This window comes from Roseiconus nitratireducens (assembly GCF_008629675.1).
Lineage (GTDB): Bacteria > Planctomycetota > Planctomycetia > Pirellulales > Pirellulaceae > Stieleria > Stieleria nitratireducens.
On sequence record NZ_VWOX01000010.1, the window covers coordinates 33,166 to 59,124 of the forward strand.

At 58.0% G+C, this 25,959-nt stretch carries 23 protein-coding genes; 9 read left to right on the forward strand and 14 right to left on the reverse strand.

What is annotated here, in order from left to right:
* Nucleotides 1-3: 3 nt before the first annotated feature.
* Nucleotides 4-321 carry a TadE/TadG family type IV pilus assembly protein gene (locus tag FYK55_RS29755; RefSeq protein ID WP_235908770.1) on the reverse strand — a complete coding sequence of 106 codons (318 nt, stop codon included), beginning with the start codon at nucleotides 319-321 and terminating at the stop codon, nucleotides 4-6.
* Here FYK55_RS29755 and FYK55_RS29760 point away from each other — a divergent pair.
* Complete coding sequence (locus FYK55_RS29760) at nucleotides 320-589, forward strand: hypothetical protein (protein ID WP_235908771.1); 270 nt, start codon at nucleotides 320-322, stop codon at nucleotides 587-589. The genes FYK55_RS29755 and FYK55_RS29760 overlap by 2 nt on opposite strands.
* On the opposite strand, the gene FYK55_RS17340 is transcribed toward FYK55_RS29760, so the two are convergent.
* From FYK55_RS17340 to FYK55_RS17370, 7 genes are all read right to left on the reverse strand, one after another.
* Entirely contained in the window at nucleotides 576-1,139 is a 564-nt protein-coding gene (locus tag FYK55_RS17340; protein WP_150077718.1) for a hypothetical protein, read from the reverse strand. The two genes, FYK55_RS29760 and FYK55_RS17340, sit on opposite strands and share 14 nt — an antisense overlap.
* Before the next feature lie 77 nt (nucleotides 1,140-1,216).
* On the reverse strand, nucleotides 1,217-2,137 hold the full coding sequence (locus FYK55_RS17345) for a type II secretion system F family protein (RefSeq protein WP_150077719.1): 921 nt from the start codon (nucleotides 2,135-2,137) through the stop codon (nucleotides 1,217-1,219).
* 17 nt (nucleotides 2,138-2,154) lie between these two features.
* Nucleotides 2,155-3,123 (reverse strand): type II secretion system F family protein, encoded by a 969-nt coding sequence (locus tag FYK55_RS17350; protein WP_150077720.1) that lies wholly within the window; start codon nucleotides 3,121-3,123, stop codon nucleotides 2,155-2,157.
* 21 nt (nucleotides 3,124-3,144) lie between these two features.
* The gene (locus FYK55_RS17355; protein WP_235908794.1) at nucleotides 3,145-4,461 is read right to left on the reverse strand and encodes a CpaF family protein; all 1,317 of its coding nucleotides are present in this window, start codon (nucleotides 4,459-4,461) and stop codon (nucleotides 3,145-3,147) included.
* Nucleotides 4,462-4,718: 257 nt separating this feature from the next.
* A complete protein-coding gene (gene cpaB, locus FYK55_RS17360; RefSeq protein WP_150077721.1) occupies nucleotides 4,719-5,798 on the reverse strand; it encodes a Flp pilus assembly protein CpaB in 1,080 nt (359 codons plus the stop codon).
* A gap of 72 nt (nucleotides 5,799-5,870) precedes the next feature.
* Nucleotides 5,871-6,440: an A24 family peptidase gene (locus FYK55_RS17365; RefSeq protein ID WP_161604589.1), complete on the reverse strand. Its 570-nt coding sequence runs from the start codon at nucleotides 6,438-6,440 to the stop codon at nucleotides 5,871-5,873.
* Nucleotides 6,441-6,659: 219 nt separating this feature from the next.
* Nucleotides 6,660-6,845 (reverse strand): Flp family type IVb pilin, encoded by a 186-nt coding sequence (locus tag FYK55_RS17370; protein WP_150077723.1) that lies wholly within the window; start codon nucleotides 6,843-6,845, stop codon nucleotides 6,660-6,662.
* Nucleotides 6,846-7,116: 271 nt separating this feature from the next.
* Between FYK55_RS17370 and FYK55_RS17375 the strand changes: the two genes are divergently transcribed.
* From FYK55_RS17375 to FYK55_RS17390, 4 genes are all read left to right on the forward strand, one after another.
* Nucleotides 7,117-7,407: a hypothetical protein gene (locus FYK55_RS17375; protein ID WP_150077724.1), complete on the forward strand. Its 291-nt coding sequence runs from the start codon at nucleotides 7,117-7,119 to the stop codon at nucleotides 7,405-7,407.
* Nucleotides 7,408-7,590: 183 nt separating this feature from the next.
* Nucleotides 7,591-7,752 (forward strand): Flp family type IVb pilin, encoded by a 162-nt coding sequence (locus tag FYK55_RS17380; RefSeq protein WP_150077725.1) that lies wholly within the window; start codon nucleotides 7,591-7,593, stop codon nucleotides 7,750-7,752.
* 19 nt (nucleotides 7,753-7,771) lie between these two features.
* The gene (locus FYK55_RS17385; protein ID WP_150077726.1) at nucleotides 7,772-9,265 is read left to right on the forward strand and encodes a glycosyltransferase; all 1,494 of its coding nucleotides are present in this window, start codon (nucleotides 7,772-7,774) and stop codon (nucleotides 9,263-9,265) included.
* A gap of 95 nt (nucleotides 9,266-9,360) precedes the next feature.
* The gene (locus FYK55_RS17390) at nucleotides 9,361-10,797 is read left to right on the forward strand and encodes a glycosyltransferase family 39 protein (protein ID WP_161604590.1); all 1,437 of its coding nucleotides are present in this window, start codon (nucleotides 9,361-9,363) and stop codon (nucleotides 10,795-10,797) included.
* Between the two features lie 64 nt (nucleotides 10,798-10,861).
* Here the strand turns inward: FYK55_RS17390 and FYK55_RS17395 are convergent, their stop codons facing one another.
* From FYK55_RS17395 to FYK55_RS17410, 4 genes are all read right to left on the reverse strand, one after another.
* A complete protein-coding gene (locus tag FYK55_RS17395) occupies nucleotides 10,862-11,287 on the reverse strand; it encodes a hypothetical protein (protein WP_150077728.1) in 426 nt (141 codons plus the stop codon).
* A gap of 200 nt (nucleotides 11,288-11,487) precedes the next feature.
* Entirely contained in the window at nucleotides 11,488-13,023 is a 1,536-nt protein-coding gene (locus FYK55_RS17400; protein WP_150077729.1) for a hypothetical protein, read from the reverse strand.
* 117 nt (nucleotides 13,024-13,140) lie between these two features.
* Entirely contained in the window at nucleotides 13,141-14,640 is a 1,500-nt protein-coding gene (locus FYK55_RS17405) for a sigma-54-dependent transcriptional regulator (RefSeq protein WP_161604591.1), read from the reverse strand.
* A 600-nt stretch (nucleotides 14,641-15,240) separates the two neighbouring features.
* Nucleotides 15,241-16,731 carry a BNR-4 repeat-containing protein gene (locus FYK55_RS17410; protein ID WP_235908772.1) on the reverse strand — a complete coding sequence of 497 codons (1,491 nt, stop codon included), beginning with the start codon at nucleotides 16,729-16,731 and terminating at the stop codon, nucleotides 15,241-15,243.
* 431 nt (nucleotides 16,732-17,162) lie between these two features.
* Here FYK55_RS17410 and FYK55_RS17415 point away from each other — a divergent pair, with 431 nt between their 5' ends.
* From FYK55_RS17415 to FYK55_RS17430, 4 genes are all read left to right on the forward strand, one after another.
* Nucleotides 17,163-18,251 (forward strand): DUF1611 domain-containing protein, encoded by a 1,089-nt coding sequence (locus FYK55_RS17415; protein ID WP_235908774.1) that lies wholly within the window; start codon nucleotides 17,163-17,165, stop codon nucleotides 18,249-18,251.
* Complete coding sequence (locus FYK55_RS17420) at nucleotides 18,248-19,297, forward strand: dipeptide epimerase (protein ID WP_150077731.1); 1,050 nt, start codon at nucleotides 18,248-18,250, stop codon at nucleotides 19,295-19,297. The genes FYK55_RS17415 and FYK55_RS17420 overlap by 4 nt, the downstream gene beginning before the upstream one ends.
* A 195-nt stretch (nucleotides 19,298-19,492) precedes the next feature.
* The gene (locus tag FYK55_RS17425; protein WP_150077732.1) at nucleotides 19,493-20,482 is read left to right on the forward strand and encodes an isoaspartyl peptidase/L-asparaginase family protein; all 990 of its coding nucleotides are present in this window, start codon (nucleotides 19,493-19,495) and stop codon (nucleotides 20,480-20,482) included.
* Nucleotides 20,483-20,641: 159 nt separating this feature from the next.
* A complete protein-coding gene (locus FYK55_RS17430) occupies nucleotides 20,642-23,029 on the forward strand; it encodes a serine hydrolase (RefSeq protein WP_150077733.1) in 2,388 nt (795 codons plus the stop codon).
* On the opposite strand, the gene solA is transcribed toward FYK55_RS17430, so the two are convergent.
* Together solA and FYK55_RS17440 are read right to left on the reverse strand one after the other, a co-directional pair.
* Nucleotides 23,006-24,202: an N-methyl-L-tryptophan oxidase gene (solA, locus tag FYK55_RS17435; RefSeq protein WP_150077734.1), complete on the reverse strand. Its 1,197-nt coding sequence runs from the start codon at nucleotides 24,200-24,202 to the stop codon at nucleotides 23,006-23,008. The genes FYK55_RS17430 and solA overlap by 24 nt on opposite strands.
* A complete protein-coding gene (locus FYK55_RS17440; protein ID WP_161604592.1) occupies nucleotides 24,159-25,934 on the reverse strand; it encodes a hypothetical protein in 1,776 nt (591 codons plus the stop codon). Before FYK55_RS17440 ends, solA begins: the two co-directional genes overlap by 44 nt.
* Nucleotides 25,935-25,959 lie beyond the last annotated feature (25 nt).

Genomic DNA, 25,959 nt, shown 5'->3' on the forward strand with positions numbered 1-25,959 from the left:
GGGCTACTCTTTTCGCATGACGACTTCGGCGCTCAACGTGACTCCGCTAAGCCAATTCAACACGCCCCACGACACCTCCGAGTAGGGAACGCTGACATTGACCGTGATGGCGTCGCCCGATTCCGCGCTGGCCAAGGGGGTGACCGATTGACTGAACCCGGTGACCTTTCCGGCGGCCATGTGTTGATTGACGACCGCTTCCACCTTGGCGTCGGTTGCTCCCGGAACGATCGCGCGGCGGGCGCCCTCCCGAGCCCCATTGGTGATGATTTGTTGGACCATGATGGCACGCCCGATTTCAATGATGCCGAACACCAGCATGATGAAGATCGGTAGAACGATCGCAAACTCCGCCAATGCCGCACCGCGTCGACGACGCTTCCGGGGACGATCGATTGTTGCGGGCTTGCGGTCGCGGGGGCGCGGGCGGGTGCTTGTCAGCCGATGGCTGCGCGACGCCCCGAGCGGCGCCAATGCGCTGGACGACAGAGCGCTGGACGCCAATGCGCTAGACGACAGCGCGTCGGGGCCCGAAGAACAGGAAATCGGGGTGTCGGTGAGGCGCCTCAGTGCCATCATGATTTCTTAACCGAGTTGACAAGCCAAATGCCGGCGATCACGACGACCAGGGTCAAGACCGAGAAAGCTTGCAGGAAGTTCGACTTGGCAATCGCGAACTGCATGCGTCGAAACAGCCGCCTTACTTCCAGCGAAAGGGAAGAATCACCTTGCACGTAGATCAAATACAAAACAGCGACCACGGTGCCCAGCACCACCGCCGTCAACAAGAAACGTCTCTGGTTCTCTCGAATCCGTCGTCGAGACGTTCTGCCCAACAGACCAAAGATCTCATCGGAGTCGCGAAGCAGTCCTTTCAGAACCGGACGATCTGCGTGCGAGAACGCTTCGAGGCTAACCCAGGGTTCGGCAATGTGTTCGACGCGAGTGAACAAGATTTTTTTATCGTCGGTGCGTGAAAGTTGGCGGCAACTGCGCATCAGGTCGTCATGCAACGCTCGGTACTTTTCCGCCGAGATCCTCGTTGCGCGTTTTCCGCCAGACAGGTAACGTTGGATGACGTTCGTCCATCGCTCCCACAAGCGGAGGAATTCGGCGGTCGAGGGGTCCGAGTGTTTCATGACGTCGACGGATTCTGTTTTCTGTTGAGAATCGGCCGTCCTGTCCTGACATCCGCCTGAGAGGACAGTCGTTGCAACTACAAATTGCTAAAGGTTTCGTAAACGTTAAACGCTGCCGGGCCCAGCAGGACCACGAACAGCGCCGGAAAAATGCAGATCAAGGTTGGTAGCATGATCAGTAGCGAGGCCCGCTGCGCTTTCTCTTCCGCACGCTGCATTCGTTGTTCTCGCAGGGCGTCGCTCTGAATCCGAAAGGCTCTCACCAAGCTGGAACCGAATTTCTCCGCTTGCAAAACGACGGAAGCAAGGCTTCTGAGCTCTTCCAGGTCGAAACGCTTGGCCAGACTCTTGAGGGCTTCGCCGTTGGACTTTCCCATTTGCGTTTCGCGGTGGACGATTGCCATCTCCATTGCCAGCAGCGCATGCACACCCTTCAATTCGGTCGACACCTTCGAAAGGGCGGCAGGCAGGCTGAGTCCGCCTTCCAGGCAAACGGTGATGACGTCCAAAGCGTCTGGAAGAGCGCGACGCATTTCCTTTTGACGTTTTCTCAGTTGGGCGTCGAGCCAAAAACTGGGCAGCAACGTTCCGAAGGCAGCAGCGGTACCGCCGTAGACCAAAGCCCAGGGCAGCGTCACCATCCCCAGCGCGTAAGTCGCCAAACCCAATCCCAACGGCGTCAACGCCAGGATCGCCTTACCGGTCAGGTAGGCGATCATCGAATTCCGTTTGTAGAGACCCGCCTGCATGATGCGTTCGGCGATCTCCCTGCGACCCTGCCGGTTGGACGGCATGAAGAATCCCAGGAAGCTTGAATCCGGCGCCTCCTCGTCAAATAACTCGTCATCATTGAACAGCGTGCCTCCCGCACCGGTTGCTGAGTTTGCTCCGACGGTGGTTGGTTCCGATTTGGATCCACCCAATAGCAACCCCAGCCCGACGACCAGGCTGGTCGCCGCCACGAAAACGGTCGCAATGATGATCAGGCTGTTGTCCATCGCGTGGTCCAGTTGTCTTAAAAATCAAAGTTGATGATCTTTCGAATCCAGAGTGCTCCGATTCCCATGGCCACGACGGTGACCATCAGCAGGCTCGGGTGATCGAACAGTTGCATGGCATAGGGACGGTTGATCACCATCAATGCCAGAAAAACGATCACGGGTAGGGCAAGCAGAATGATGGCTTGAAAACGCCCTTCGGCTGTCAACGCTTTGACCTTGCCCCGCATGCGGTAACGGTCGCGAACAATGGTGCCCAGCTTTTCCAGCAACTCCGCAAGATTCCCGCCTGTTTGACGTTGGACCAACATGGCCAACACAAACACCTTTACCTCAATCAATCCGGTGCGACGGGCCAAGTCGCGAAACGCGAGGTCCGGAGACAGCCCCAGGTTTTGTTGTTCGTGGCAGTAACTGAACTCTCCGCCGATCGGCTGGGCAAACTCTTCGGCAACCGACTGCATGGCCTGCGTCATCGTTTGACCGGCGCGCATGACGCGGCCCATCAAATCGAAGCAATCAGGCAGTTGGGCACGCATCGCTTCCAGGCGTTGCTTTCGCTTGAATTGGACAAACAAAATCGGCAGTGGGCCAAAGAAGATTCCCCCCAACACCGCGGCCAGGGGGCTGCGCAAGGGAATTCCGACCGCCAAGGCGCCGATCACGCCGACAATCGTCGCGATCACAAGCACCTTCTCGGCACTGGTTCGCATGCCGGCCTGGTCGATCATTTCCTGCAGTCGGTCACCGAGTCCCTTTTCCTCGGACGTCTCATCCAAGGCTTGGGCCGCCATTTGGCTGAGGTCCGGGTTGACGACCAACGGCGATTCGCGAGCTTCTTTCCGATGCCGAATCAACGCCTCCTCCTCCAATCGTCGACGGCGTTCTTCCTTGTCGCCCAAAAACAGGTCGGTCAGGAGCAGGTTGGCGCCGTAGACGACCAGGAATCCGGCTGCGAACGTCAACACCACAATCAGCATGTCCATGAGTATCAGCTCCCCTGTGGATTATGACCGCAGAATCTTCTCGTCAAACATGGTGGTCGGAAGGTCGACACCACATTCGGTCAGTCGGTCCAGGCAGTGAGGACGGATTCCTGTGGACATGAAGTAGCCCTGGGCGCGGCGGTTTTCGTCCAAACCGGTCTGCTTGAAAACGAAGATGTCGTGCATGCTCAATACATCACCCTCCATGCCGGTGATTTCGGAGATCTTCAGGACCTTCCGTGGGCCGCCGGTCAACCGCGCCGCCTGGACAACGATTTGAATCGCCGATGCGATTTGGCGCCGAATGGTCCAAATGGGAAGGTCGAAGCCGGTCATGCCGACCATCATCTCCAGTCGGCTGATGGCGTCCCGGGGCGTGTTGGCGTGGATCGTTGTCAAGCTTCCGTCGTGCCCCGTATTCATCGCTTGCAGCATGTCCAACGCTTCGGCGCCGCGACATTCACCAACCACGATTCGATCGGGACGCATCCGCAATGCGTTGCGAACCAGGTCTCGGGTTTTCACTTCACCGGTTCCTTCGACGTTCGCGGGACGTGTTTCCATGCGTGCCACGTGCGGCTGTTGAAGCTGAAGCTCCGCCGCATCCTCGATCGTCGCCACTCGCTCGTCGTGCGGAATGTTGCTTGAGAGCACGTTCAATAAAGTGGTTTTGCCGCTACCGGTTCCGCCCGAGATCAGGACGTTCATTCGCCCGCGAACACAGGCCTTGAGAAACTCCAGCATTTCGGGTGCCAGGGATCCGAAATTGACCAGTTGTTCGGCGCCCAAGGGTTTGCCGCCGAAACGTCGAATGGACACCAGGGGGCCGTCCAGGGCCAACGGTGGAATCACCGCGTTGACGCGGCTTCCGTCGGCGAGGCGGGCGTCCACCATGGGGCTGGTCTCGTCGATCCGCCGGCCAACGGCGCTGACGATCCGTTGAATGATCTTGGTCAGGTGCGCATCGTTGACGAAGGTCACGTCCGTGCGTTCCAGGCGGCCATTGCGCTCGACGTACACGGTTTCCGGACCGTTGATCAGGATATCGCTGACGGTGGTGTCATTGAGCAACGGTTCCAACGGCCCCATCCCAAATGTTTCGTCGATCACCTCCTTGATCAAACGCTCCTTCTCATCGGCGTCCAGCAGGTCCGAACGACGGCTGAGCAGTTGTTCAGCCAATCGACGGACCTCCAGTCTCAGATCCGCTTCCGGCATCCCGCCGAGGGTCGACAGGTCCATGCGCCCAACGACCTGCCGATGCACCTCGCTCTTGAGCCGCTGGAAGAGGGCCTGCTCGGGAGTGAGCCGCTTCTTCTCAGGCGTTCCGGAGTTCACAGGGTCGACTTTCGGAGTCGACGTGTCGGCGGAGGTCGTCGATTCAGCAACTTGGGGCGGCCGGTGATCTTCTTTTCCCGGTGCAGCAGCCGGGACGGCTTCACCCGGCGACTTTGCGAGACGTCCGTTGGCGGCTTTCCCGTTAGATGCGGGAAGCAGTCCGTCTGATGTGCTCGATTTGGATCGCCACAGTGCCACGGCAATGAATTCCTTGTTTCTCGGTAGGGGATACGGGTCAACGACGTTGTCGCAATCTCTCAATCCGACATGCTGACGGCACTCGGATTTCCATCGCCAGCGCGAACGGCTGACTGTCCACTCAGCGGCGAGACTTGAGCTCGACCGTGCAGCTGCAGGTTCACCTGTCCGGAATTGCGTCCACGGAGCGTTCGAATTCGCACCCAGACCGGTTCGATCGGTTTGGGGGCTGCGGCCTCCGCGGCCTCTCTTTCCTTTCGCTCCTGTTCGGCCGCGATGCGTGCCTCTTCTTCGGCTTTGGCCTTCGCTTCCGCTTCGAGTTGCTTTTCCATCATCTGCTGGTTGGCCTTGATCACATCGCGGAAAAACGAAGCGGCCGTGGCCAACCCTTCACGAATAGGAGGTCCGCCTTGAACTCCGCGAAGGTCATTCAGTGTGATGATGGGGGATGTCGTATCGCTCGCGTCATCGTCGCGCCGCAGCGCCAGGCTGAGCGTGCCTTCCGATTGGGCAAGACTGAGCTTCTTCGCCTGCTCTTCGGTGACAAGCAATGTGACCGATTGAGTCTTTGTCTTGCTCAGTTCTGTCGTTGTTCCGCTGGACTTTTCGACGGCCTGGTCAATGGCAAAAACTTGGACGCCCTGCAATAAGGTGGAGACGCTCGCACCACCCGTAAAATCATTGGGACCGCCGCTTCGAACGCGTTGGGTCTGAGTCCACAGTACATCGACTTTATTGCCCGGTAGCAAAAGTCCGGCGACTTTCGAACCCATGTCCGGAGTGGAAATCGTGAATGCGCGCATGCCCGGACCGATCAATGATGCGACGCCAAGTCCCTCGTCAATTTTGCGTTCCACCAACGGCTCGTTCTGGAGCATGGGGATCACGGCGGTTCGGCCGACCACCTCTTCGATCGACGTGATGGCTCCTTCGGGCATTTGGTCCTTGGGCCAATCCATCGTTTTCAGAATGTCGGCGGTGATGGACGTTCCGCGCGGGATGTCGATGGCGGCCGCCACGATGGGCGTGGTATCGGATGCAACTTCAACAGTCTCCGGCCGAATTTGGCTGACGGCAACCGCGGCGGAAACACCGCAGACCAACGCCAGCATCAGCACCATTAAGCTGCGGGCATTCATGATGGGACCTTCGAAGGATGAAAAGGGGGCAACTAGTAATGGACGGGGCTCATGCCGCGGATTCCAACCGCATCACTGGATCGTACTTTGGGACCAAACTCGAATTCCCAATGCTACGATCACACCCACAGTCAGCATGATGCTGAACGGGACAACGCGACGCCGAAGCCCTCTGGCTTGCTGAACGCTTTCTCGGAAATGCTCTCGATCGTCTTCACATCCGAGCGGCCCGGACAGGGCCTGCAGTTTCAAAAATGCGATCTGCAAACCGATCCAGCTTTCCCGAAGTCGGCCTTGCCTGGCAAGCAGCGCCAGGGAGCAGATTGCGGCAGCGGCACAGCCAATGCCGATGACCAACAGCGTCGTTTCAACGCCGACCCACGATCCGATGGCGGCCATCAGCTTCACGTCGCCACCGCCCATGGCGCCGATCAGGTAAGGAATGAACAAGATGAAGAATCCAACCAATGCTCCAAGAAGGCTGCTCGCCAGGCCGCCCCCCACGAGGTGATAAACGATGCCACCGAGCAAAACGGGCAGCGTCAGTGCGTTGTAGATCTTGTATTGGCGAATGTCCGTCACCGTTGCCAGGACGCAGCAGCCGAGCACAACGACCAGCGGTAAGAAAATTCCTGCATCCATTACTTGTCTCACATGGGAAGCATCTTCGTGGCGACGAATCTGCAAGCACGACGGGGTTGCTGGTCGCGGAAAAAAAGGGCCCCGGCAAAACATCCAAGGCCGGGGCCCTTCGAAAAAAGCTCAGATTCGAACTTCCTGCGCAGTGATTCAATTTGTGTCACGTCGCAGGGAACTCGCATTCCTGCCCAATCGCGCGGACCTCGCGCGACTTTGGCATGGCTAGTTGGCGTTGTCGATGCTTGTCGAGACGCCGCCGAACAGAGTGTTCAGACTCGTGCCCAAAAGCGTGACTCCGCCAATACAGACCACTGCAATGAGTGCCACGAGCAAGCCGTATTCGGCCATCGTGGCTCCTTCATCATCACGAACGATGCAGTCGTACAAGGGTTTGAGTGCGATTTTCATAAGTAGCTAACTCCACGTAGGAAACAACAAAGAGAGATGGAGAGAGGAATCATCGGGTATCGACGGGTTTGACAACCGAACGCCTCAACGGAGCGTCCGTCAAAGCACGTGCTGTACCAAGCCGCGAACGACGGTCTAGATGGCCCCGAAATCTTTGGTTTCGTACGGATTCCTTTCCGTTTCACATTGGAGCGTTCCCACACCGTCAACTTGAGGGTGACACCATTGGTTGGCGCTCGAGTCGGGGTTAACGTGAACTGTCACCTGGAGGTTGTCACGTCGTGAGGTTTCAAAAAAAGACCCTTCGAATCAGCAAAGCCTGCTGGCATTTGTCAATGCGCCGGCTCTGTCGCCCTTGTATCCGACGTGTGACGCATCGGCGATGGAATCGCAGGGCAAGGATCTGTATGACCCGGCAAACCGTCCAGGTTTCTCGTCAGCTGAAAACAGCGTGGATGCTGCTTGCGGCGGGAATCTTTTTCGACCGGTACGTGATCTGCAGGAAGGCGGCACGACTCACGTGGACGATCGAATCGGCGAATACCAACGTCAGTCGGAATGACATCGTCTTCATACGCCGCAATGGGAACAACCGGCGTGAGGAATTGACAACTTTGGATTGCAACCCCACCCGGTCGATTGAGCCTTCCGTTGCTTTCACCGTGGCGATCAACAAGGTGATGCCATTGCGAGTGAAAGATCTCTGTGCGGGAGGGTCGTCGTGCCAAAGACGCGCGAGTGGCTTATGACGACGTGGAAAGACTTTTACCGGTCCCAGGACGGCGCCGCAGTTGCCGAGTATGCCTTGCTGCTGGCATTGATTTCGGCGGTTGCCCTGATCGGTGTTGGGGCGGTTGGTACGTCGCTGTCGGCGTTGTGGGCGGACGTGATGGCGAAGTGGCCCTAGCGAATAATCGGGTTGATCGATGACAAATCGAATTCTGATCTTTATCGTCGCCTACAACGCGGAGAGGACCATCGCGGAGGTCGTAAGACGGATTCCGAAGGAACTGTTCCATCAATACGAAACAGAGATTCTGCTGATCGACGATGCCTCCGCTGATGGAACGTTCGAGGCCGGATATCGGCTGAGGTCGCTGTTGCCGGAACGCAAGGTCACGGTGCTGAAGAATCCCGTCAATCTTGGTTATGGGGGAAACCAGAAACTTGGCTACGAGTACGCGATCCGAGAAGGATTTGACTACATCGTGTTGCTGCACGGTGACGGACAGTACGCCCCAGAGCAAATGCCGGTGTTGCTAAAAACGTTGGTCGACGGGGACGCTGCCGCAGTTTTTGGCTCCCGAATGTTGGAAGGGCGATCGGCAATCAAGGGCGGGATGCCGGTCTACAAATACGTCGGCAATCGGATTCTGACCGCATTGCAAAACTGCCTTAGCGGGATGCGATTGTCGGAGTGGCATTCCGGGTATCGGTTGTACTCCGTTGAGGCTCTTTCCAAGATTCCGTTCGCGCGAAACTCAAACGATTTCAATTTTGACACCGAAATCATCCTTCAGTTGAATCTGGCCGGCCATCGGATTGAAGAAGTCCCCGTACCGACGTTCTATGGAGACGAGATTTGTCACGTCAACGGTCTCAAATATGCCTGCCAGGTGATACGGGATACGTTCATCGCATCCCTTTCCAAGTTTGGCGTCTTTCACGATCCGAAATTCGACACCGTGGATCAAACCGCGGTATATCGCTCCAAATTCGGATTCAGTTCGTCACACCAATATGCGTTGGATGCTGTTCGGCCCGGTGAAAGGTTGCTGATCCTGGGGTGTGGGCCTGCGGAAACAGTTCGCCCCCTGACCGAACAAGCTGGAGAAGTCTCGTTGGTCGATGTTCGGCTGGAGGCAGAACACCATGAATTGGCGGCGAACGTCTGGCAGTTGGATCTCAACGAGCTTCAGGAGCAAGACCTCGGAGATCAGCAATTCGACTGCGTGCTGATTCTTGACGTGATTGAGCATCTCCGCGACCCGGAAGAGTTTCTGTCGCGGATTCGCGGATACTCTCAATTGCGGCGGGCCCGAGTCATCCTGACCACGCCCAATGTCGTCTTCCTGCCCGTTCGCCTGATGTTCTTTCTGGGGCAGTTCAATTATGGCAAACGCGGAATCCTGGACCGGACCCACACCCGGCTCTTCACGTTCGGTTCCTTTCGACGACTGTTGACGCAACAGGGATTCTCCGTGACGCGTTTGGAGCCCGTTCCAGCGCCCTTTCCGTTGGCGTTCGGCGAGAATTGGTTCAGTCGGATCCTGCTCAGTTTCAACCATTTGGCGATGTTTCTTTTTCCCCGGCTGTTCGCTTTTCAGATTTACGGTGAAGCCAATCCTTTGCCCACCGTGGAGCAACTGCTCACTGATGCGGAGTTTCATTCGGAGGGATTGCGAGATCTGGTCGCGTGACGGAGGAGAGTTTACCAGTTGTTTCGGAAGTCGATGCGGAATGGAGTCGCCGTGAACGGGAAGGTTTGCTTGCTGACGACTGGCCGCGGCGATATGTGGCAACAGTCCTTGGTCTGACAACGATCTTCGCTCTCATTTACGGCAGCCGCGTTCTATCATCCGGACTTTGGCTTGATGAATCGATCACTGCCTGGGTGACCGACGGAGGCCTGTCGCAATGCGTTGATCGAGCCTGGAACTTTCAGGGGCAAAGCCCGCTGTATTTCATCGTCGTCTGGGGACTCCGGCAAGTGCTCGGCGACAGCGAACTTGGGCTCCGGTTGTTGTCGGTCGTTTCGACGGTTGGAGCCGTGGTGATCTTCTTCGGGATCCAGCGTGAGTTGCGAGTCGGAAGAGATGCCTGGTTGGGGGCGACGGCGTTTGCTCTTGCGCTGTGGACCCATCCGGACGTCGCCCTGACCGCTCGACCCTACGCGGCCGCAGTCTTCTTCGCGGTGCTGGCGACATTTCTGCTGCTCCGGATGCTGAAAACAGAGTCGTGGGTTGACCCGCTGGGCTATACCCTTGCGGTCGCAACCACGATTTCACTTCATTACGTGTTCGCGACGGTACTGGGATTTCATCTGCTATTGTTTTGCGTAACCAGATACGGGCATGTGACCAGGAGATTGGTTTTTCGTTGGATCGGATGTTTGATTTGTGTAGCCGTGTTGTGTGTTCCCCTGCTGCCGCATCTCTTGCTTGTGCGCGAGAAGGCGACGCGGTACGAGATTTCGCTACCACCAAGGGTTCACGATCTTCTGTATCAATCATTCGTATCCGATGGGCTGATGCCACTGGCGATTCTCGTCGCGGGCTTCGGGCTGTTGCGTCCCAAACTGAATTTCGCGGCGGTCGACCAGGATGTCGTGAGAATCGGAGTTGTCTGGTGGATCGCAGGACCTTTGTCGATCTACTGCGTGTACCATCTATTGGGGATTTCCTTAAACGTGCCTCGATACTATCTGTGGCGGTTGCCCGCAATCGGGTTGTTGGCCGTTGCAGGGATTCAAGCCGTCTATCCCCATCGTCTTGTCGCGGCGCCGACCCTGTTATTGCTGACGTTCATGGTCCCCGCTTGGCAGAACGTCGACCGATCGGGCTGGCGAGAAGCAATCCAGTGGGCAAGCCTTCCGGGCAGGCTGAACGACAACTGTCGTGTCGTGGTCTACTCGGGATTGATCGAGTCGGCAGAACCCGGATGGCTGAAGGACGATTCGTATCGTCCCTATTTCCTTGCGCCACTCAAGCACTATCGTGTCCCGGGATCGGCCGACGTGCTACCAATTCTGATCCCTTCGACAGAGTCATTCTTTGATGCCGAGGTAGACAAGATCGTTTGCCAACGGTCGCAGCTAGTTTTCTACCTGGATCGAAACTCGCCGGCGGGTGAGCGCCTGAAACAACGCTTGTCCCAGGCAGGGTGGACCGTCGATCAATGTCAGCAGTTTCGACTAGCCGAGGTCATTGTCGCTCGCAGTGGCTCAGAATAAACCGGAATAGACCGGAAGAAGCCGGGTGACGACCAGAGGAATGACGGCCACGGTGTTTCAAGACTCACCGGGTCGAGTGGGGTTGCCGCATCGATAGCCGTCGAGAGGCGATCGATGCCAGCTTGATCAGCCCGTTGACGTAAGCCGGTAGCGTGACACCGACGATACCCCCGCAAAGCAGAAACAGTTCGACGATCTCGGATCGACTGTCAAGGTGCAGACACACCGCCATCGTGAGCCCAAGCAGGGCTCCACCGAGCGCCCCGTGAAGGCTGTGATCCGGCCGATCGGAGAAGAGCCCGAATACCAGACCCGGAAGGCAACACACCATCATGCCTGCGATAGCGAAGCACACGAAGCCCCGAGGATCCGCTTGGTGTCGCAGCGCGATGCTGCATCCCAGAATGGCTCCGATCCCGAGCCAATAGGCAACCATCCAGAGCACCTGCTTTGCAAGCCGGTGGGCTGAACTGCGTCGAGACTCTGACATGGTCATTCCGTTTTCTCGGATGCGATCCAGTTCGGGAGACAGACAGACGGGGCCCCGGGGAAAGCGTAGGTCGCAATCGAGACGGATCACGAAAAAGCAAAGTCGCAGAAGCGAATCATGCCGACATTTCGTCGCCGCTGTCAGGTCATGCACCGAAAGTTCGCTTGATGACGTTTTTGACAGCTGGACTGGTACCGGATTCAGGGAATCTGGCCTTCGAAAGTTTCACCCCGTCGGTTTTCGATTGGCCAATCCTGGTCTGCAGGAGCGAAAATCGTGAACCCATCGTCCCCGTAAACCTGCTTCCAGTCGGAACACTGCCGGATCGCCTTCGCAAGCGGAAGCGTTCGCGGGACGAGGATCAAGTCGGTGGGGAATCGTTCCAACGCCGCCTGCCAGCCGTCTCGGGCCATATAAAGGTTCCAATTCTCGGTTGCGAGCTCGGGCGGATAACCAACTTCGTAGCGACCATCAAGCGAAACCAAAACCTGCGGATAAAGCTTCCAGGTCACAAAGGCACCGCTGTCGAACGGAGTCAAAAGGTTGGCTTTGCGGCCGGCAGTCCGCAGATACTTGACCGGTCCCACCGGATAGACCACCTCATTTCTAGCGACCGGGCTCCATGTGCCAGGAATTCGGACGGCCCACGGGCGGCCACCGATCCACAGCGCAAAGAATCCAACGGCGATCAAGCCCCAAAATGTTTTCAACAACGTCTCGCGGCGGGACCAGATCGAGTTCATTTGCGATCCAAGCTCGGTTCGATTGATCCAGCCGGGAACGTGAATCACCCACGCGATCGCATAGATGGCCAACATGCGCTGGTGCAGCGCCGCTTCGATTGCGGCGACGGCGACAATTGGCAACCCGAGGTCGTCGCTCAGGCGGTGCTTCACCGCATAGAGCAGTAGTAAAAGGGAGGCGCTAAAGAGAAGTTGATGATGAAACGAGTCCGCCCAGATCGGATGCCATTCATCAACCAGTGGACGGTCCAGCGTGACGGCATGAAGGAGATAGCCGTAATAATGCCAGCCGTAAGGGTTGACTGCGATGGCCGGGATCATCACCAGTCCGGTAGCCAGCAAGTGTCGACTCGGAAGGCCGCGAAAAACTCGCTCCAGCCACTCCAGTGCGAAGAACCCGGCTCCCACCAGGAATCCGGCATGCAGATTGACCCACATCAGAAACAGGATCAACCAAAGCGCAATCCATTTCCGGTCGCCACGCTGGTCTCGCCGTAGCCAGCCGAGCAGCAGGGCGGTCATCATGTAGGTGTACATCTGGGCGCGGACCGGCGAGAAGCCTTTGTCGGCCATCAGGATAGCCACAGGCGCCAGAAAGCTCAGGATGGCCACGGTGGCTCCATTCTCGCGGGCGTTCCGCCAGCAAATCCAAGCCGTTGCGCCGCAGAGCAGAAAGCGAAGGATGACGATCCCGGTCGAGCCAAAAAACTGGACCAGGGGATAGGCAATCATTCCTGCGCCCCACTCGTGGTGGACGCTCGGATACACCGTCGTGGTGTACGCAGAGAAATTCTCCCACGGGACCGTTCCGCGGCGAAGGGTTTCTCGGGCAAGTGTCAATTCATGCCACATATCCGGATCGACGGTCGCAATCGTCGTCCGGAACAGGTACATCGCCGTGAGCCCAGCGATGCACACACCAATCGCTGACCTGGACATTGGGAAAGAGAGGGACCGGGCCGGATCGTTCCCGTTGGCAGAAACGTCACTCATCAATCGGCACCAGCCATTTGCATCATGAAGCTCTCGCCGGAAAGCCGTCGTCGAATACTTCCGTTGCCCAGGGGACGATGCATGACCTGACAGCGAAAGAAATGCAAGCGGATCCGTTTAATCCTGATTGAGAAGACCGAACCGGTGAAGCTTTTTGTAGAGCGCGGCTCGACTGATGCCCAGCTCCCTGGCTGCGAGCGAGCGATTGTTGTTGCAGCGGTGGAGTGTTTCGACCACACACTTCATCTCACCCTTGATCCGAGCAATCCCCAGTTCGTTCAGTGTCGGATTTAAGCGGGCGATTCCGGAATCGGTCGTTTCGAACTCCTCGGAAGATCTCTGGTGTCGGTCGGTCGAATCTTTTGTGGCCGGAGGAATGTCGCCTTCGGGAGCGTCCGGCTGATCCGCCAACATGGATGCGACATCTGCAGGAATGTTCTCCGGTAAATCCTCGGTGTAGATCACCTCATCAACGCACAGCGCGACGGCACGTTCCATGGCGTTGCGCAATTCTCGAACGTTTCCCGGCCATCGATAGGTTTGCATCAACAGCATCGCCTCGGCCGAGATGTGTGGCGGGGTCATGCCCGCCCTCCTCGAAAACTCTTCGACAAAATGTTCGGCGATGGAAGCAATCGCGGCGGGGCGCTCGCGAAGAGAGGGGAGCTGAAAGCTGGCGGCATTGAACCGGAAGTACAGATCGGACCGAAAGCGACCCGCTTCCACTTCTGCGGTTAAATTTCGATTCGTCGCCACGATCAACCGAGCTTTGCAACGCAATGACTTGTTGGAGCCGACCGGTTCAAACACGCGCTCGTCAACGACCCGCAACAGCTTGGCTTGTGATGCGAGCGGAAGGGAATCCACCTCATCGAGCAACAGCGTCCCTGACTTCGCGGCAGCAAATTTTCCCTCTCGATCAGCGTCCGCGCCGGTGAACGCGCCGCGGCGGTGACCGAACAGCTCACTTTCAAGCAAGTGTTCCGGGAGTGCGGCACAGTTGACGGTCAAGAAAGGGTCACGTTCGCGTCCCGACATCTCATGAATGATGCGTGCCATTCGCGTTTTCCCGACGCCGGTTTCCCCGGTCAGCAGGACGGTGATGTCGTGTGCGGCAATCTTTCGAAGCCGGTCGGTCGCTGCGGCAGTGAGCGGGTTGCTGCAACCGAACAGGTTGTGGCTGGACAATTCATCCGATTCGGCTGCAACTTCCAACACGGGGGGCCGCTGGAATCGGCAACGGAGCGTCAACGTGTCGATGAGAAACCGCAACCGGTTTAAATCGAGGGGGCGGCTGAGACAGTCCGCGGCCCCGGCACGCAATGCCTGAAGGGACTCCAGCGGTTCGTGTTGTTCACTGATCACCAGCGTTGGTAGGGACAATCCTAAATCGGCAATTTGCTTCAGCGTCCGGCAGACCTCGCCGTGGCCATACTTGCCCTCGGCGTGGAAGATGACCAGGTCCACGTTTTGATCCACCACCGATTCAATCGCTTTGCCAGATGGACCAACGCTCAGAAGTTGGCAACGCGGGAGTTTGTTCAGGAGTGCCTGGATCGGCTGGTAGAGCAAGTCGTCATCACTGATGAGAAGGATCCGAGCTTTGGGCGTGGACATGGTCAAACTGCGATTCCGATTCGGGGCGAACATGAGTTCGACGGCCGAAGCGAGGACTTCGTCCGCGAGTTCTAGCAAGCGTTGTCAACTGCGAATCAATGCAGTCGACGAAAATGTTGATTGGTGGGACGGCGGCGTTTGATGAAGGCAGCTGGGCCCGCATCCGGGGTCACGTCCCCATATATGAAACGAGATAATCAACGCCCCGGCGGAAGCCTCTGCTGGTGAAAAACGGTCGGATGAATCCCGTCGAATCGTCTCGCTCGCATGCCCACTGCGGTGAGTTCGCGTCGGGTGGTAAGTCCGATCCACCCTAATGAGCCTGGTTGGATTCTGTCAATTAAATTGAGGTGAAATCGAGTAAAAAAACACGCGTTCAGCTTGATTCAATCCTAAACGTCAGAACAGATTTCCGCGAGGATCTCTGAACAAATCAAGTCTTCGACGCGCTACAGGGACGCTGTCCGCCAGTAAAGCTGCCCAAAGGGACGATTCGCACTCGCCTGCCTCTCGGCCGGCGAAAACGCCGTAACTGACAATGCGGTTGGCCGGCACACTGGCGGGTTCGAAAAGAACTGCTTTGGCGTACGACGGGCTCGTTCAGGGGACCTTTTCCAACGAGGTCATGGGGCCGTCGAACGATTCCGGGAAGCGATAGACGTCGCCGTTTGAGTTGCTCAGGTACAGCCGGGATTCCGAGGGCTGGCGGCCGTGGCCGTCGGCCCAGAACGCGACGAAGTCCGGATGGGCATGAAGCACTCGGCGGACGTAGGTGTGATTCATCGGACTCTCCTGGGTCAGTTGGCGAACACGATTCCAGGTTCGCCCGCGATCGACGCTCCGCCACATCGCGACTTCGCCGCCGGGGTTGTAGGGCTGAGGGCCACTCTCGGTCGGACCAATCAGCCGCCAATCGTACGGAGAAACGATCGACAGTTCACCAAAGTCGTAGTTGTTGTCGGAGGTCGTGATGGGAAACCGTTCCCAACGCTTGCCGGTCCACCGCGAGATCCACCAGGTCCGCGGATCGTTTCCCGGCCCGGCCTCGTACCCGCCGCTGGTCACGTACAGCAGCACCGGACGGTTCCGCGCGTCATAGCGAAGATCTTTCAGGTAGACGTTCAGCCCCTCCGATTCGAAATCGTGGACCAATGCGGGATTCTGGACGTCCGTCAGCGGCACTTCGACGGGCTGTCCATCGACGGTGTGCCAGGAGTCGCCGTTGTCCTCCGTCTCGAGGTAATACAGATTCGTTCGCCAGTTCAATCCTTTCCCCTGGGGGTGATAGTTGAATGATGTCCCCAGCTTGTCGATTCCGATGCCGGACACTTGATAGTGACCCTGTTCGATGGCTGCCAATCGCTGCCAGGAGCTCCACTGCCGCCCGTCGCTGCTGGACATGAAGCCGATCGTGCGGGCAGCCGGATCCCCGTATCGGGTAAAGAAGGCATGAAAACCTTTGTCGGAATGCCAGATCTGCATGTAAGAAAAATTGGTGATCGGAATCTCCTGATCACCCGTCGATTGCGTTGCGTGGACAAGCTCGAACTCTTCGATGTCGTACGGACGGACGCTCCGATGGATGTACGAGGGTCGGCTGCGGCCGTGGGAGGTCGAGAAGATCCAGAGGTGCCCGTCAGAGTCGATCGAGATCACCGGATTGTCGTGAGCATCGTTGGTCTGTTTGTCCAACAGAATCGTCGGACGCGGTACTTGCTTGGATTCATGATCAAAGTAGGAAACCATGTGGAGCAGTTGGCGATTGTCTTCCGCGGTGGATCCGCCGTAGCAAAAGAATGTCTTGTTGACCTCCGGGCAATAGATTGCGAACGGCTTGTGCTTGGCGCAGTAGGTTCCCAAACCGCCGCTGTACTTGTAGACGTATTCGTCGCCCGAAGGCTGATTCATGTACCAGATGCCACGGTATCCGTCCGCCTTGGTGTTGAGCGTGACGACCTTCTCGGCTTTGGACTCGGGATCGGACTCTGACTCAGGCTGCGCCCACGCGGGGCAAGCCAGCACCAACGAGATCAAGGAAATGTGGATCAGCCGCAAGCACATCGGAAGGGGGTGGGGTTGAAAATCGGACATGGGGGCCACAGGGGAATGTTTGCTTAGGGAGGTGACGCCAATGCACGAGCCACGAAGTGGTACGCGAAGGAAGGGGCGAACGACTTGGCGGACGAACGGGCGTCTGGGGGGCGGTGGGGAGCAGCGGCGACGGTAGGAATCGTCAACCACCTTTGGAGCAGTTTAGCATCTCAACGAAGTGTTGTTTTAAGTCGAATCGCCGCATGCAGCAGCGCCCGGTGGCGGCAACACCTGGCGATCACGGCCCCCTGGAAAGCGCCCGCCCGACGCACTTGGTCACGCGTCAACACGTTACACTGTCCGGCGTCCCGGGAAAGCATCCGGGATCCGATCCACGGTTTGCCGGGCGGCCGGTGTATCGATGGCCCCGGTTTGGGACGTCCGCGAGGCGGATCGGTTCGATCAGATGGGATCAATCACACCTGCGGAGCATGTCTGAAGTGAACGATAGCGGTGAGGCTTTCCGAGATCGGATGCGGGCACATCACCGCATCGTGTTGTTGACCGACGGCCATTCGACGCCGTTCCTGGCCAAGACGGCAATCAGCTTGTTGCGATACCGTGGGTCGGATATCGCGGCGGTTCTGGACCGTCAGGCGGATTGCCAGAATGCCGCCAAACTGTTTTCGGTCGGGGGCGACACGCCGGTTGTCGGCAGCGTCACCGAGATTGCCGACGCCGACGCACTGTACATCGGAATTGCACCGCCCGGCGGGCGGATGCCTTCGGAATGGCGAGCGCTGATTCTGGAGGCGCTTGAACGCGGAGTCGACGTGGTGTCGGGGCTGCACGAATTCCTGATCGATGACGTCCAGTACGTGGACGCCGCCGAGCAATCCGGTGCGGCACTGATTGATGTGCGAAGGAACCGCCACCGCAGCACCGCCACGGCGTGGAAGCCGATCGCCGGGAATGTCCGCATCCACGCGGTGGGCCACGATTGCAGCGTTGGGAAGATGGTGGCCATGCTCGAATTGCAGCGAGGGCTCGCCGCCGCCGGCCAGGACGCGGAGTTTCTGGCCACGGGGCAAACCGGGATCATGATTTCTGGCCGCGGCGTGCCGGTCGATTGTGTGGTGGCGGATTTCGTCAATGGGGCGGCGGAGCAACTGGTCGTGGACCACGCGAACCACGATTTTTTGCTGATCGAAGGTCAAGGCAGCATTTCGCATCCGGCCTTCTCCGCGGTGACCGCGGGTCTGCTGCACGGGTGCGCACCGGACGGTTTGCTGTTTTGCTACGAAGCGGGCCGAACCAAGGTCAAAGGCTTGACGGATTCAATGATCCCCGACATGAAACAGCAGTTGGAGGTTTGTTTGTCGTTTGCCAATTTGAGACACCCCTGTCGCGCGATCGGTGTTGCCGTCAACACCCGGCAGTTGACCGAGGATCAGGTGGACAAGGAATTGCGATGGGCGGAGGACACCTTCGGACTGCCGGCCTGTGACGTTTATCGAACGGGCGTGGATCGGTTGGTCGAGGCAAGTTTGTCATTGCGGCGTGAGATTGTTTCCCAATGAAGATGACGTTCTACCGGCTTGAATTGCCCTTGGCCGATCCGTTCACGATCTCGCGGAGTTCGATGACGACGCAACGCAGTCTGATCGTGGAACTGGAGCACGACGGGCAACGAGGTTGGGGGGAAGTGACCGAGAATGAATTCTACGGTCATACCTTCGAATCGATGATTCGGTCGCTTGAGCAGATAACGCCGCTGCTTGATGACTATCTGAATTCCGATGCAGCGGAGGTTTGGCCGCGGATGATGGAAGCCACCGACGGCGACACCTTCGCGGTGTCGGCATTGGACATCGCCGCCCATGACTTGCAAGGGAAACGCAGGGGCTTGCCGACGTGGCAGGCGTGGGGATTGAGCTGGGATGCGGTTCCTGATTCCAGTTTTACGATCGGGATCGATCGTCCGGAAAAGATGGTCGCGAAACTGGAGGCTCATCCGGGGTGGCCTGTCTACAAGATCAAGTTGGGCACGCCGTCGGACCTGGAGATCGTCCGCGTCTTGCGCGCGAAAACAGATGCGACGTTGCGGGTCGATGCGAATTGCGGCTGGGGCGTGCAGGAGACCCTCGACAATGCCGAAGAGTTTTCGAAACTGAACGTCGAATTCATCGAGCAACCGCTTCCGATCGACGCACCCGATCAAGACAAACGCCGCGTTCATGCCGAATCCGCCCTGCCGCTAATCGCGGACGAGGATTGTCAAACGGTTCAGGACGTCGCTCGTTGTCGCGACTTTTTCCATGGCGTGAATGTAAAACTTTGCAAATGCGGTGGATTGACACCCGCCGTCCAGATGTTGCGGGAAGCACGACAACTTGGTTTGAAAACGATGGTCGGCTGCATGGTCGAAAGTTCGGTCGGGATCAGCGGCGCGGCTCAGTTGTTGCCGCTGTTAGACTACGCGGACCTGGATGGCGCGGCACTGTTGCGCGACGAGCCGGCGAGCGGCGTTGCGGTCCGGCAGGGGAAAGTCGTGCTTCCCGATGGCAACGGGACGGGCGCATTTTTAGATCCCGCACGTCTCTCGGATTATCTTGTTGTCAGCTGATCGGGCGGCGTCGATGTGCGATCGTGACGATCGACGGAGCGTGGAGATGCTGCCACAATTGGCCGACGGTACGATGATCGATTGGTGTGTTCCTGCGTTTGCGTTGAACGTGCGACTGTCCGGCGAAACCCACCGATGAATGTGCCTGGGTTACTCGCAGCTGTTCAAAGACTCCATTGGAAACCGGTGTGTTCCATGAAACGATTTCAAACCATTCTCGCCCTGTTATTTCTCCATTGCTTGATCATGCCCGATCCGTCTCATGCCCAGTCTTCCAAGTTGCAGTACGCGATTGTCATCCACGGCGGTGCAGGTGGATTGCCGACAAAGGAGGAATGGCGTGTGAATCGTGGTGCGGTGCTTGAGCAGGCGCTGTCCGAAGGCAAGCAGATGTTGGCGTCCGGACGTAGCAGCCTGGATACCGTGGAGGCGGTGGTGCGGATCCTTGAAGATTCGCCCTGGTTCAACGCCGGGAAGGGCGCCGTCTGCAACGCCGAAGGGAAATTCGAGTTGGACGCAACAATCATGGATGGACGAGACCGTTCCACGGGCGCGGTGGGGTGCGTGCGAAACGTGAAGAACCCGATTTCTTTGGCCCGACGCGTGATGACTGATACGGAACATGTGTTGTTGGTGGCAGCGGGTGCCGACAAGTTTGCCGAAGGCTATGGGGATGATCCGATGATCGAGGTCGTTCCGAACAAGTACTTCGCGACCGAGACGCGGGTGCGGCAGTTGGAGCGCATTCGCGAAAAGGAACGAGCCAGTGACGCCGAATCCATGGGGACGGTCGGATGCGTGGCTTTGGACTCCGACGGCAATCTTGCCGCGGCGACGTCGACGGGCGGGCTGGTGAACAAGAAGTTTGGTCGGTTGGGCGACTCGCCAATCGCCGGCGCTGGGACGTTTGCCGACAACGCGACCTGTGCGGTCTCCTGCACCGGCGTCGGCGAAGATTACATCCGCAATGCGGTCGCCTACGACATCTCCGCCCGCATGCGGTACCGCGATCAGCCGATGGATCAGGCGATCGGCGAGATTCTGGCGGGCGACCCGAATCAGGTTCGTGGTGGGATCATTGCGATCAGTCAGTCGGGACAAATTGAGATGCAGTTCAATACCGAAGGAATGGGGCGAGCGGCGGCGGACTCGACCGGCCGTCACGAGGTTCATCCTGCCGAGTGACTTGGTCCGTGGACGATTCCGTCGGTTCAAACGCTGCCTTGGTCTGGGGCATCATTGCCGCGGATCAGATCACCGGGTTGGTCTAGGTCAGGTGCGGTTGCAGGCGTTGTTCTGGCGGGGGCAACGAAATGGGGTTCCGGAAACGCTTGGAGAGAGAGCATGAAGAATAGAATTCTGTTGGGTGGTTTCGTCTCGATCGCGTTGTGCTGTTGGAACGCGCGGGGGCAGGAGGCATCAACCCAAACGGTCGACAAGACGGATTTCGCTCCAGCCATTGAACGGTTGTCTGCGGCGATCCGCCATGAGTTGGAGATCAAGGAATTGCCCGCGTTTTCGATCGCGTTGGTCGATGACGACCGAACCATCTGGGCGGAAGGGTTTGGACATCAAGACGCCGATGGCAATGTCCCGGCGACGTCCGAAACGGTCTATCGCGTCGGATCGATCTCGAAGCTGTTCACGGACATTGCTGTGATGCAGTTGGTCGAAGCCGGCCGTTTGGACCTGGATGAACCGATTCAGACGTATCTGCCTGACTTCAAGCCGGACAATCCGTTTGAAACGCCAATCACCCTGCGGCAAATGATGTCGCATCGTTCGGGGTTGGTCCGCGAGTCTCCGGTGGGCAACTACTTTGATCCCAGTGAGCCGACGCTTGCGGCGACCGTTTCCAGTTTGAGTCAGACGTCGTTGGTCTACCCTCCGGAAACAAAAACGAAGTACTCCAACGCCGCCATCGCCGTGGTGGGGGCGACGCTCGAGAGTCGATTGGAAACGTCGCATCCCGAGTATGTCCGTGACAGGATCTTGGATCCGTTGGGAATGCAGAACAGCAGTTTTGTGGCAAGTCCGGCGGTGCAGCCCAAGCTTGCTACCGGTTGGATGCGAACCTATGACGGGCGACGTTTCGAAGCGCCCACGTTTCTCCTGGGGACCGGGCCGGCGGGCAACTTGTATTCCAGCGTGTTGGATCTGTCAAAGTTTTTGACCTGTCTGTTTGACGAAGGGAAAGTCGGCGACGGCCAGTTGCTACGGCCAGAGACCTATCACGAGATGACAACCCCGGTGCTGGATGCGGACGGCAAGCCTCAGGATTTCGGAATCGGATTCAGCGTGCAAGAGTTGGATGGGCACACCAAGATCGGCCACGGCGGGGCGGTGTATGGGTTTTCCACGCAACTCGCGGCCCTTCCCGATCGGCGTTTGGGTGTCGTCGCGGCGTGCTCCTTGGACGGCACCAACGGCGTGGTCCGCCGATTGTCGGACTACGCATTGCGTCTGATGATCGCTTCGCAAGACGGAAAACCGCTACCGAAGTACGACAAGACGGGACCGGTGCCATCCGGAAGGGCGGCGGTCATGGTCGGAACCTTTGACGAACCCCAAGGAGATGCCTTCACGCGAATCACGGAGCTGGAGGAAGAGGTGTTCATGCAACGCGGAACGTTTCGTTACCAGTTGCGATCCGATTCAGATGACGGATCCATCGTGACCGATGACGCCGTCGGGTATGGAACCGAGGTCCGGTTGGATACACCCGCGCAATTGATCGTCGCAGAAAAGACGTACCAACGGGCGCCCGATCAACCGCCCGCGGAGATTCCCGAACACTGGCGCGGCTTGATTGGAGAGTACGGCTGGGACCACAACGTCCTTTACATCTTGGAGGATCATGGTCAGCTGTACGCACTGATTGAGTGGTTCTACTACTATCCACTCACACAGGTCGACGACGACACGTACGAGTTTCCCGACTACGGGTTGTATCACGGTGAGGGTTTGAAGTTTCATCGGGACGCTGCCGGCACCGCCACGCATGTGGTTGCTGCGGAGGTGCGTTTCGACCGCCGGGAAGTCGGAACCCGCAATGGGGAAACTTTTAAGATCACACCCGTCGAGCCGATCGACGACCTGCGAGAGGCTGCCCTGGAAGCCTCGCCTCCACCCGAACCGGGCGACTATCGAGAGCCGGATCTGGTGGACCTGACCACGCTTGATCCCTCCATCCATTTGGATATTCGATACGCGACGACCAACAATTTCACGGGTGCCGTTTTCTACAAGCAACCGCGGGCGTTCATGCAGCGTCCGGCCGCCGAAGCCTTGGTGCGAGCCAACGCGCGGCTGAAGTCTCGGGGGCTGGGGTTGTTGGTTCACGACGCCTACCGCCCCTGGCACGTGACCAAAATGTTCTGGGACGCGACGCCGGGACAGTTCAAGGACTTTGTGGCGAATCCCGCGAACGGGTCTCGACACAACCGCGGGTGTGCTGTTGACCTGACCCTGTACGATCTGGAGTCCGGAGATCCGATTGAGATGGTCGCGGGCTATGACGAGTTTTCGCCAAGATCCTTTCCGCTGTATCCCGGCGGCACGTCGCGCCAAAGGTACTTTCGTGATTTGCTGCGTCGGACCATGGAGTCAGAAGGCTTTGACGTGTACGAATTCGAATGGTGGCATTTTGACTATCAGGATTGGAAGCGGTACCGGATCGGGAACTTGACCTTTGAGCAAATTGACGCCTCATCGAAAACGGGCAAGCGATAGAAAACCGATGTCGTTATGGGGGACTTGGTCGTTGGCCAAATCGGCGGCCAATTCGCCAAGCACGCTGGCGAACTTAAATCCATGTCCCGAAAGTCCCGCGATGACCGTAACCTGGGGCGTGTCGGGAAGATGATCCACGATGAAGTGTTCGTCTGGTGTGACCGTGTAATAGCAGCCCAACCAATCGGTCATCCGATCGGTGGTTTCCGGAAGGCAGTGCTTTAGAAAAGATCGACATCGTTGTTGGTCGGCTACGTCGATCTGGTGAGAATCACCAACGAGTGATTCAACGGATTCGCCTCCGCTGTGCCTGGCGACTTTCAGCCCCAGCGAATCTTGAACCGGTGTGCCGTAGAAGTAGCCGTCCGGCGTTTCAAAGAAGTAGCACGGAAAACCGTTATCTTGTCCGTAGCTTGGCTTGGACACCGCATAGTGGTAGACGTGTTTACGTTTGACACGGAGTGCGACGCCGTAGGTTGACAGCCATCGAGAGGCCCACGGCCCCGCGGTGATGACCAGCTTTGCGGTGTGGATGGGGCCGGTTTCGGTTTCGACGATGACGCCTGCACCATCGGTTCGCCAATCGAGCACGCGGCACGCGTATTCCAATTGGGCACCGGCGGCCTGCGCCTGTTTCAGGTGTGCTCGAATGCAGGATTCGACGCGCAAGTAACCCGCATCCTCTTCCAGAACGACCGACCATGCATCGGACCCGGCAAGACCGGGGAATTCCTTTCGCGCATCCTGCATCGTCATCGACTGGATCGCCAGCCCGTATTGCTGGGCACTTTGCAGGACTCCGGGAATGACCACGCCATCCGTTGGACCGATTTCCAGCAAACCGGTTCGATGGAAAAGCTTTTCTGAATCGCCCTCGTCAAGGGCATCCCACAGTTGGTACGCACGTCGCAGCAAAGGCACGTAGCTGGGGTGCTCGAAATAGGCCTGGCGGATAACGCGGGTTCGGCCATGCGAACTTCCCCGCGGATGCGGCGGACGAAATTGGTCCAGTCCCAGCACTTTTTGACCGCGCGCCGCCAAATGAAAGGCCGCGGCGCTGCCGACACCGCCTAAACCGAGCACGATGACATCGTAGGACCGTTTGCAATGCTGGCTCATGCTGTCCTGCTCAGGGCTTGGTGGCTCCGCACTGATGACATACCAAGTAGCCATGTCGGACTTCGGAGTCGCACGCGGCGCAATACCACGGCGTTTCCAATTCGTTGCGACGCCGGGTCAAAAAGCGTCGCGCGGAATTGAACTGTGACGAGGGTGCCATCACATGGTGTTCCAGCGATTGACCCTGCTCGGTTGGTTCGGTCGCGGTATACGGCAGTTGGCATGTAAAACAGGTGATTCCCTGGCCCTCTAAGAGTTCGCGAATGTGCGAGGCTTCCCTCCCGGATCGGCAAATCGCAATGGACGCATAACCCGAGGTTGCGTCATCGGGGGAAGAACGCGGCAGGACGATACCGACATCATCAGGTGGTTCCTGGTCGTTCTGATCCGGCGGTGGTGTAGCAGCGGCGGCGAAAGCCGCTTCTACTGCATCGAACTGTCGCCCGCGTCGATGCGAGCACCCTGCGGATTCGCCGGTTTGGGAATCTTGTCTTTCGGGTGATGTCGCAATGATGGAACGGCGTATCCGTCGCCAGATCTCCGCCGGCGTTCTCCGCTGCTCCGACAGACGTCGCAGTTGTTCGTTCAGGCACAGCCGATCGCTGAAGCGGACATCGTCGGGCAAGCAGCGAAGATGTTCACGCAATTTCGATTGCAGCTCCGCAAGCCCGGAGGCGTATGCCTTGAGTGTCTGAACACGCCGATCGGTCTGGTCGCAACCTCGGCGTTGCGTTTCGATCTGATCGTGGATTTGACGCAGGCGTTCACAGATCGCATCGTCCGCCGGAGACTCCGTGCAGGATGCATAGATGGTCAGAATCTCTGGCTCAAGCGACTGTAGAAAATCCTTGAACACCTTGATCGCGCGGTCGTAGTAAGCCCCGTTAAGGCTTTCCAGTTCACAGCATTCGTCCGTCAGATGGTTCAGGTGCCATTCGGACTGTTCAATCGCCAAATCGAGAGCACGGACACGTTTGCTGTGCGAGCGCCAGATGTTTGTCTGGGCGTCGACGCCATGCATCTTCTTCGCGCGTTCGCGGGCCGATTCCAATTCACGAAGACAAAGCCGATAACGCTGCTGTTTTTCTTCGATCAGTTCAGCAAGTCGGCCGGGGGCCTGTGTCAGAAACTCGTAACCGGAGTTCGCTTTCTGGAAGCCGATCAGTTTCGCGACCCAACGGTCCCAGCGTCGCTCGACGCCACCGGCGCGATACTCAGGTGTCCCAAATTTTTGACTCCGAAGGTATTGGAAAAGTTGGCATTGTTCATACGCCGGCAGCTTCTTCCTCGCATCCTGTTGAACTTGCTCTAGCTGGTCCAAGCGACGCTGCATCTCCTGATCAAGTTTTTTGATCTCGGACATGCAGCGACTGACCGCGGGATCGTCACGCATGACCTTTTCGAAGTTCCCGGTTTTGCATGACAAAATCAGTCGCTCGCGATCGAGGGACTTCGTTGCCTCGTCTCGCTGGCGAATCAATTGAGTTCGGGTCTGCCGAGCGCGGTCGATCTGGTCCTGAAGGAATCGCACGCGTTCATTCCGCTCGCGCAAGATCTGGCCGATTTCGTCACGCACCTCCTTCCAGGCATTGGTGACATGTTGCTGTCCGAGTGTGGGAAGGTAATGTCTGGCAAGATTGACAAAAGCGCCCGCGCGTTGTTCCGTCAGTCTCCGCAGGCGACGACTTTGCCGCACGTCGTTGCTGCGCAGATGTTCGATCTGCTGGTGCGCTCGTTGCTTTTCCTTCGCGAGCGTTTGTAACAGGTCCGATGGGGTGGAGGGCACGGTTCGATCGGGCAACAAAGCAAGG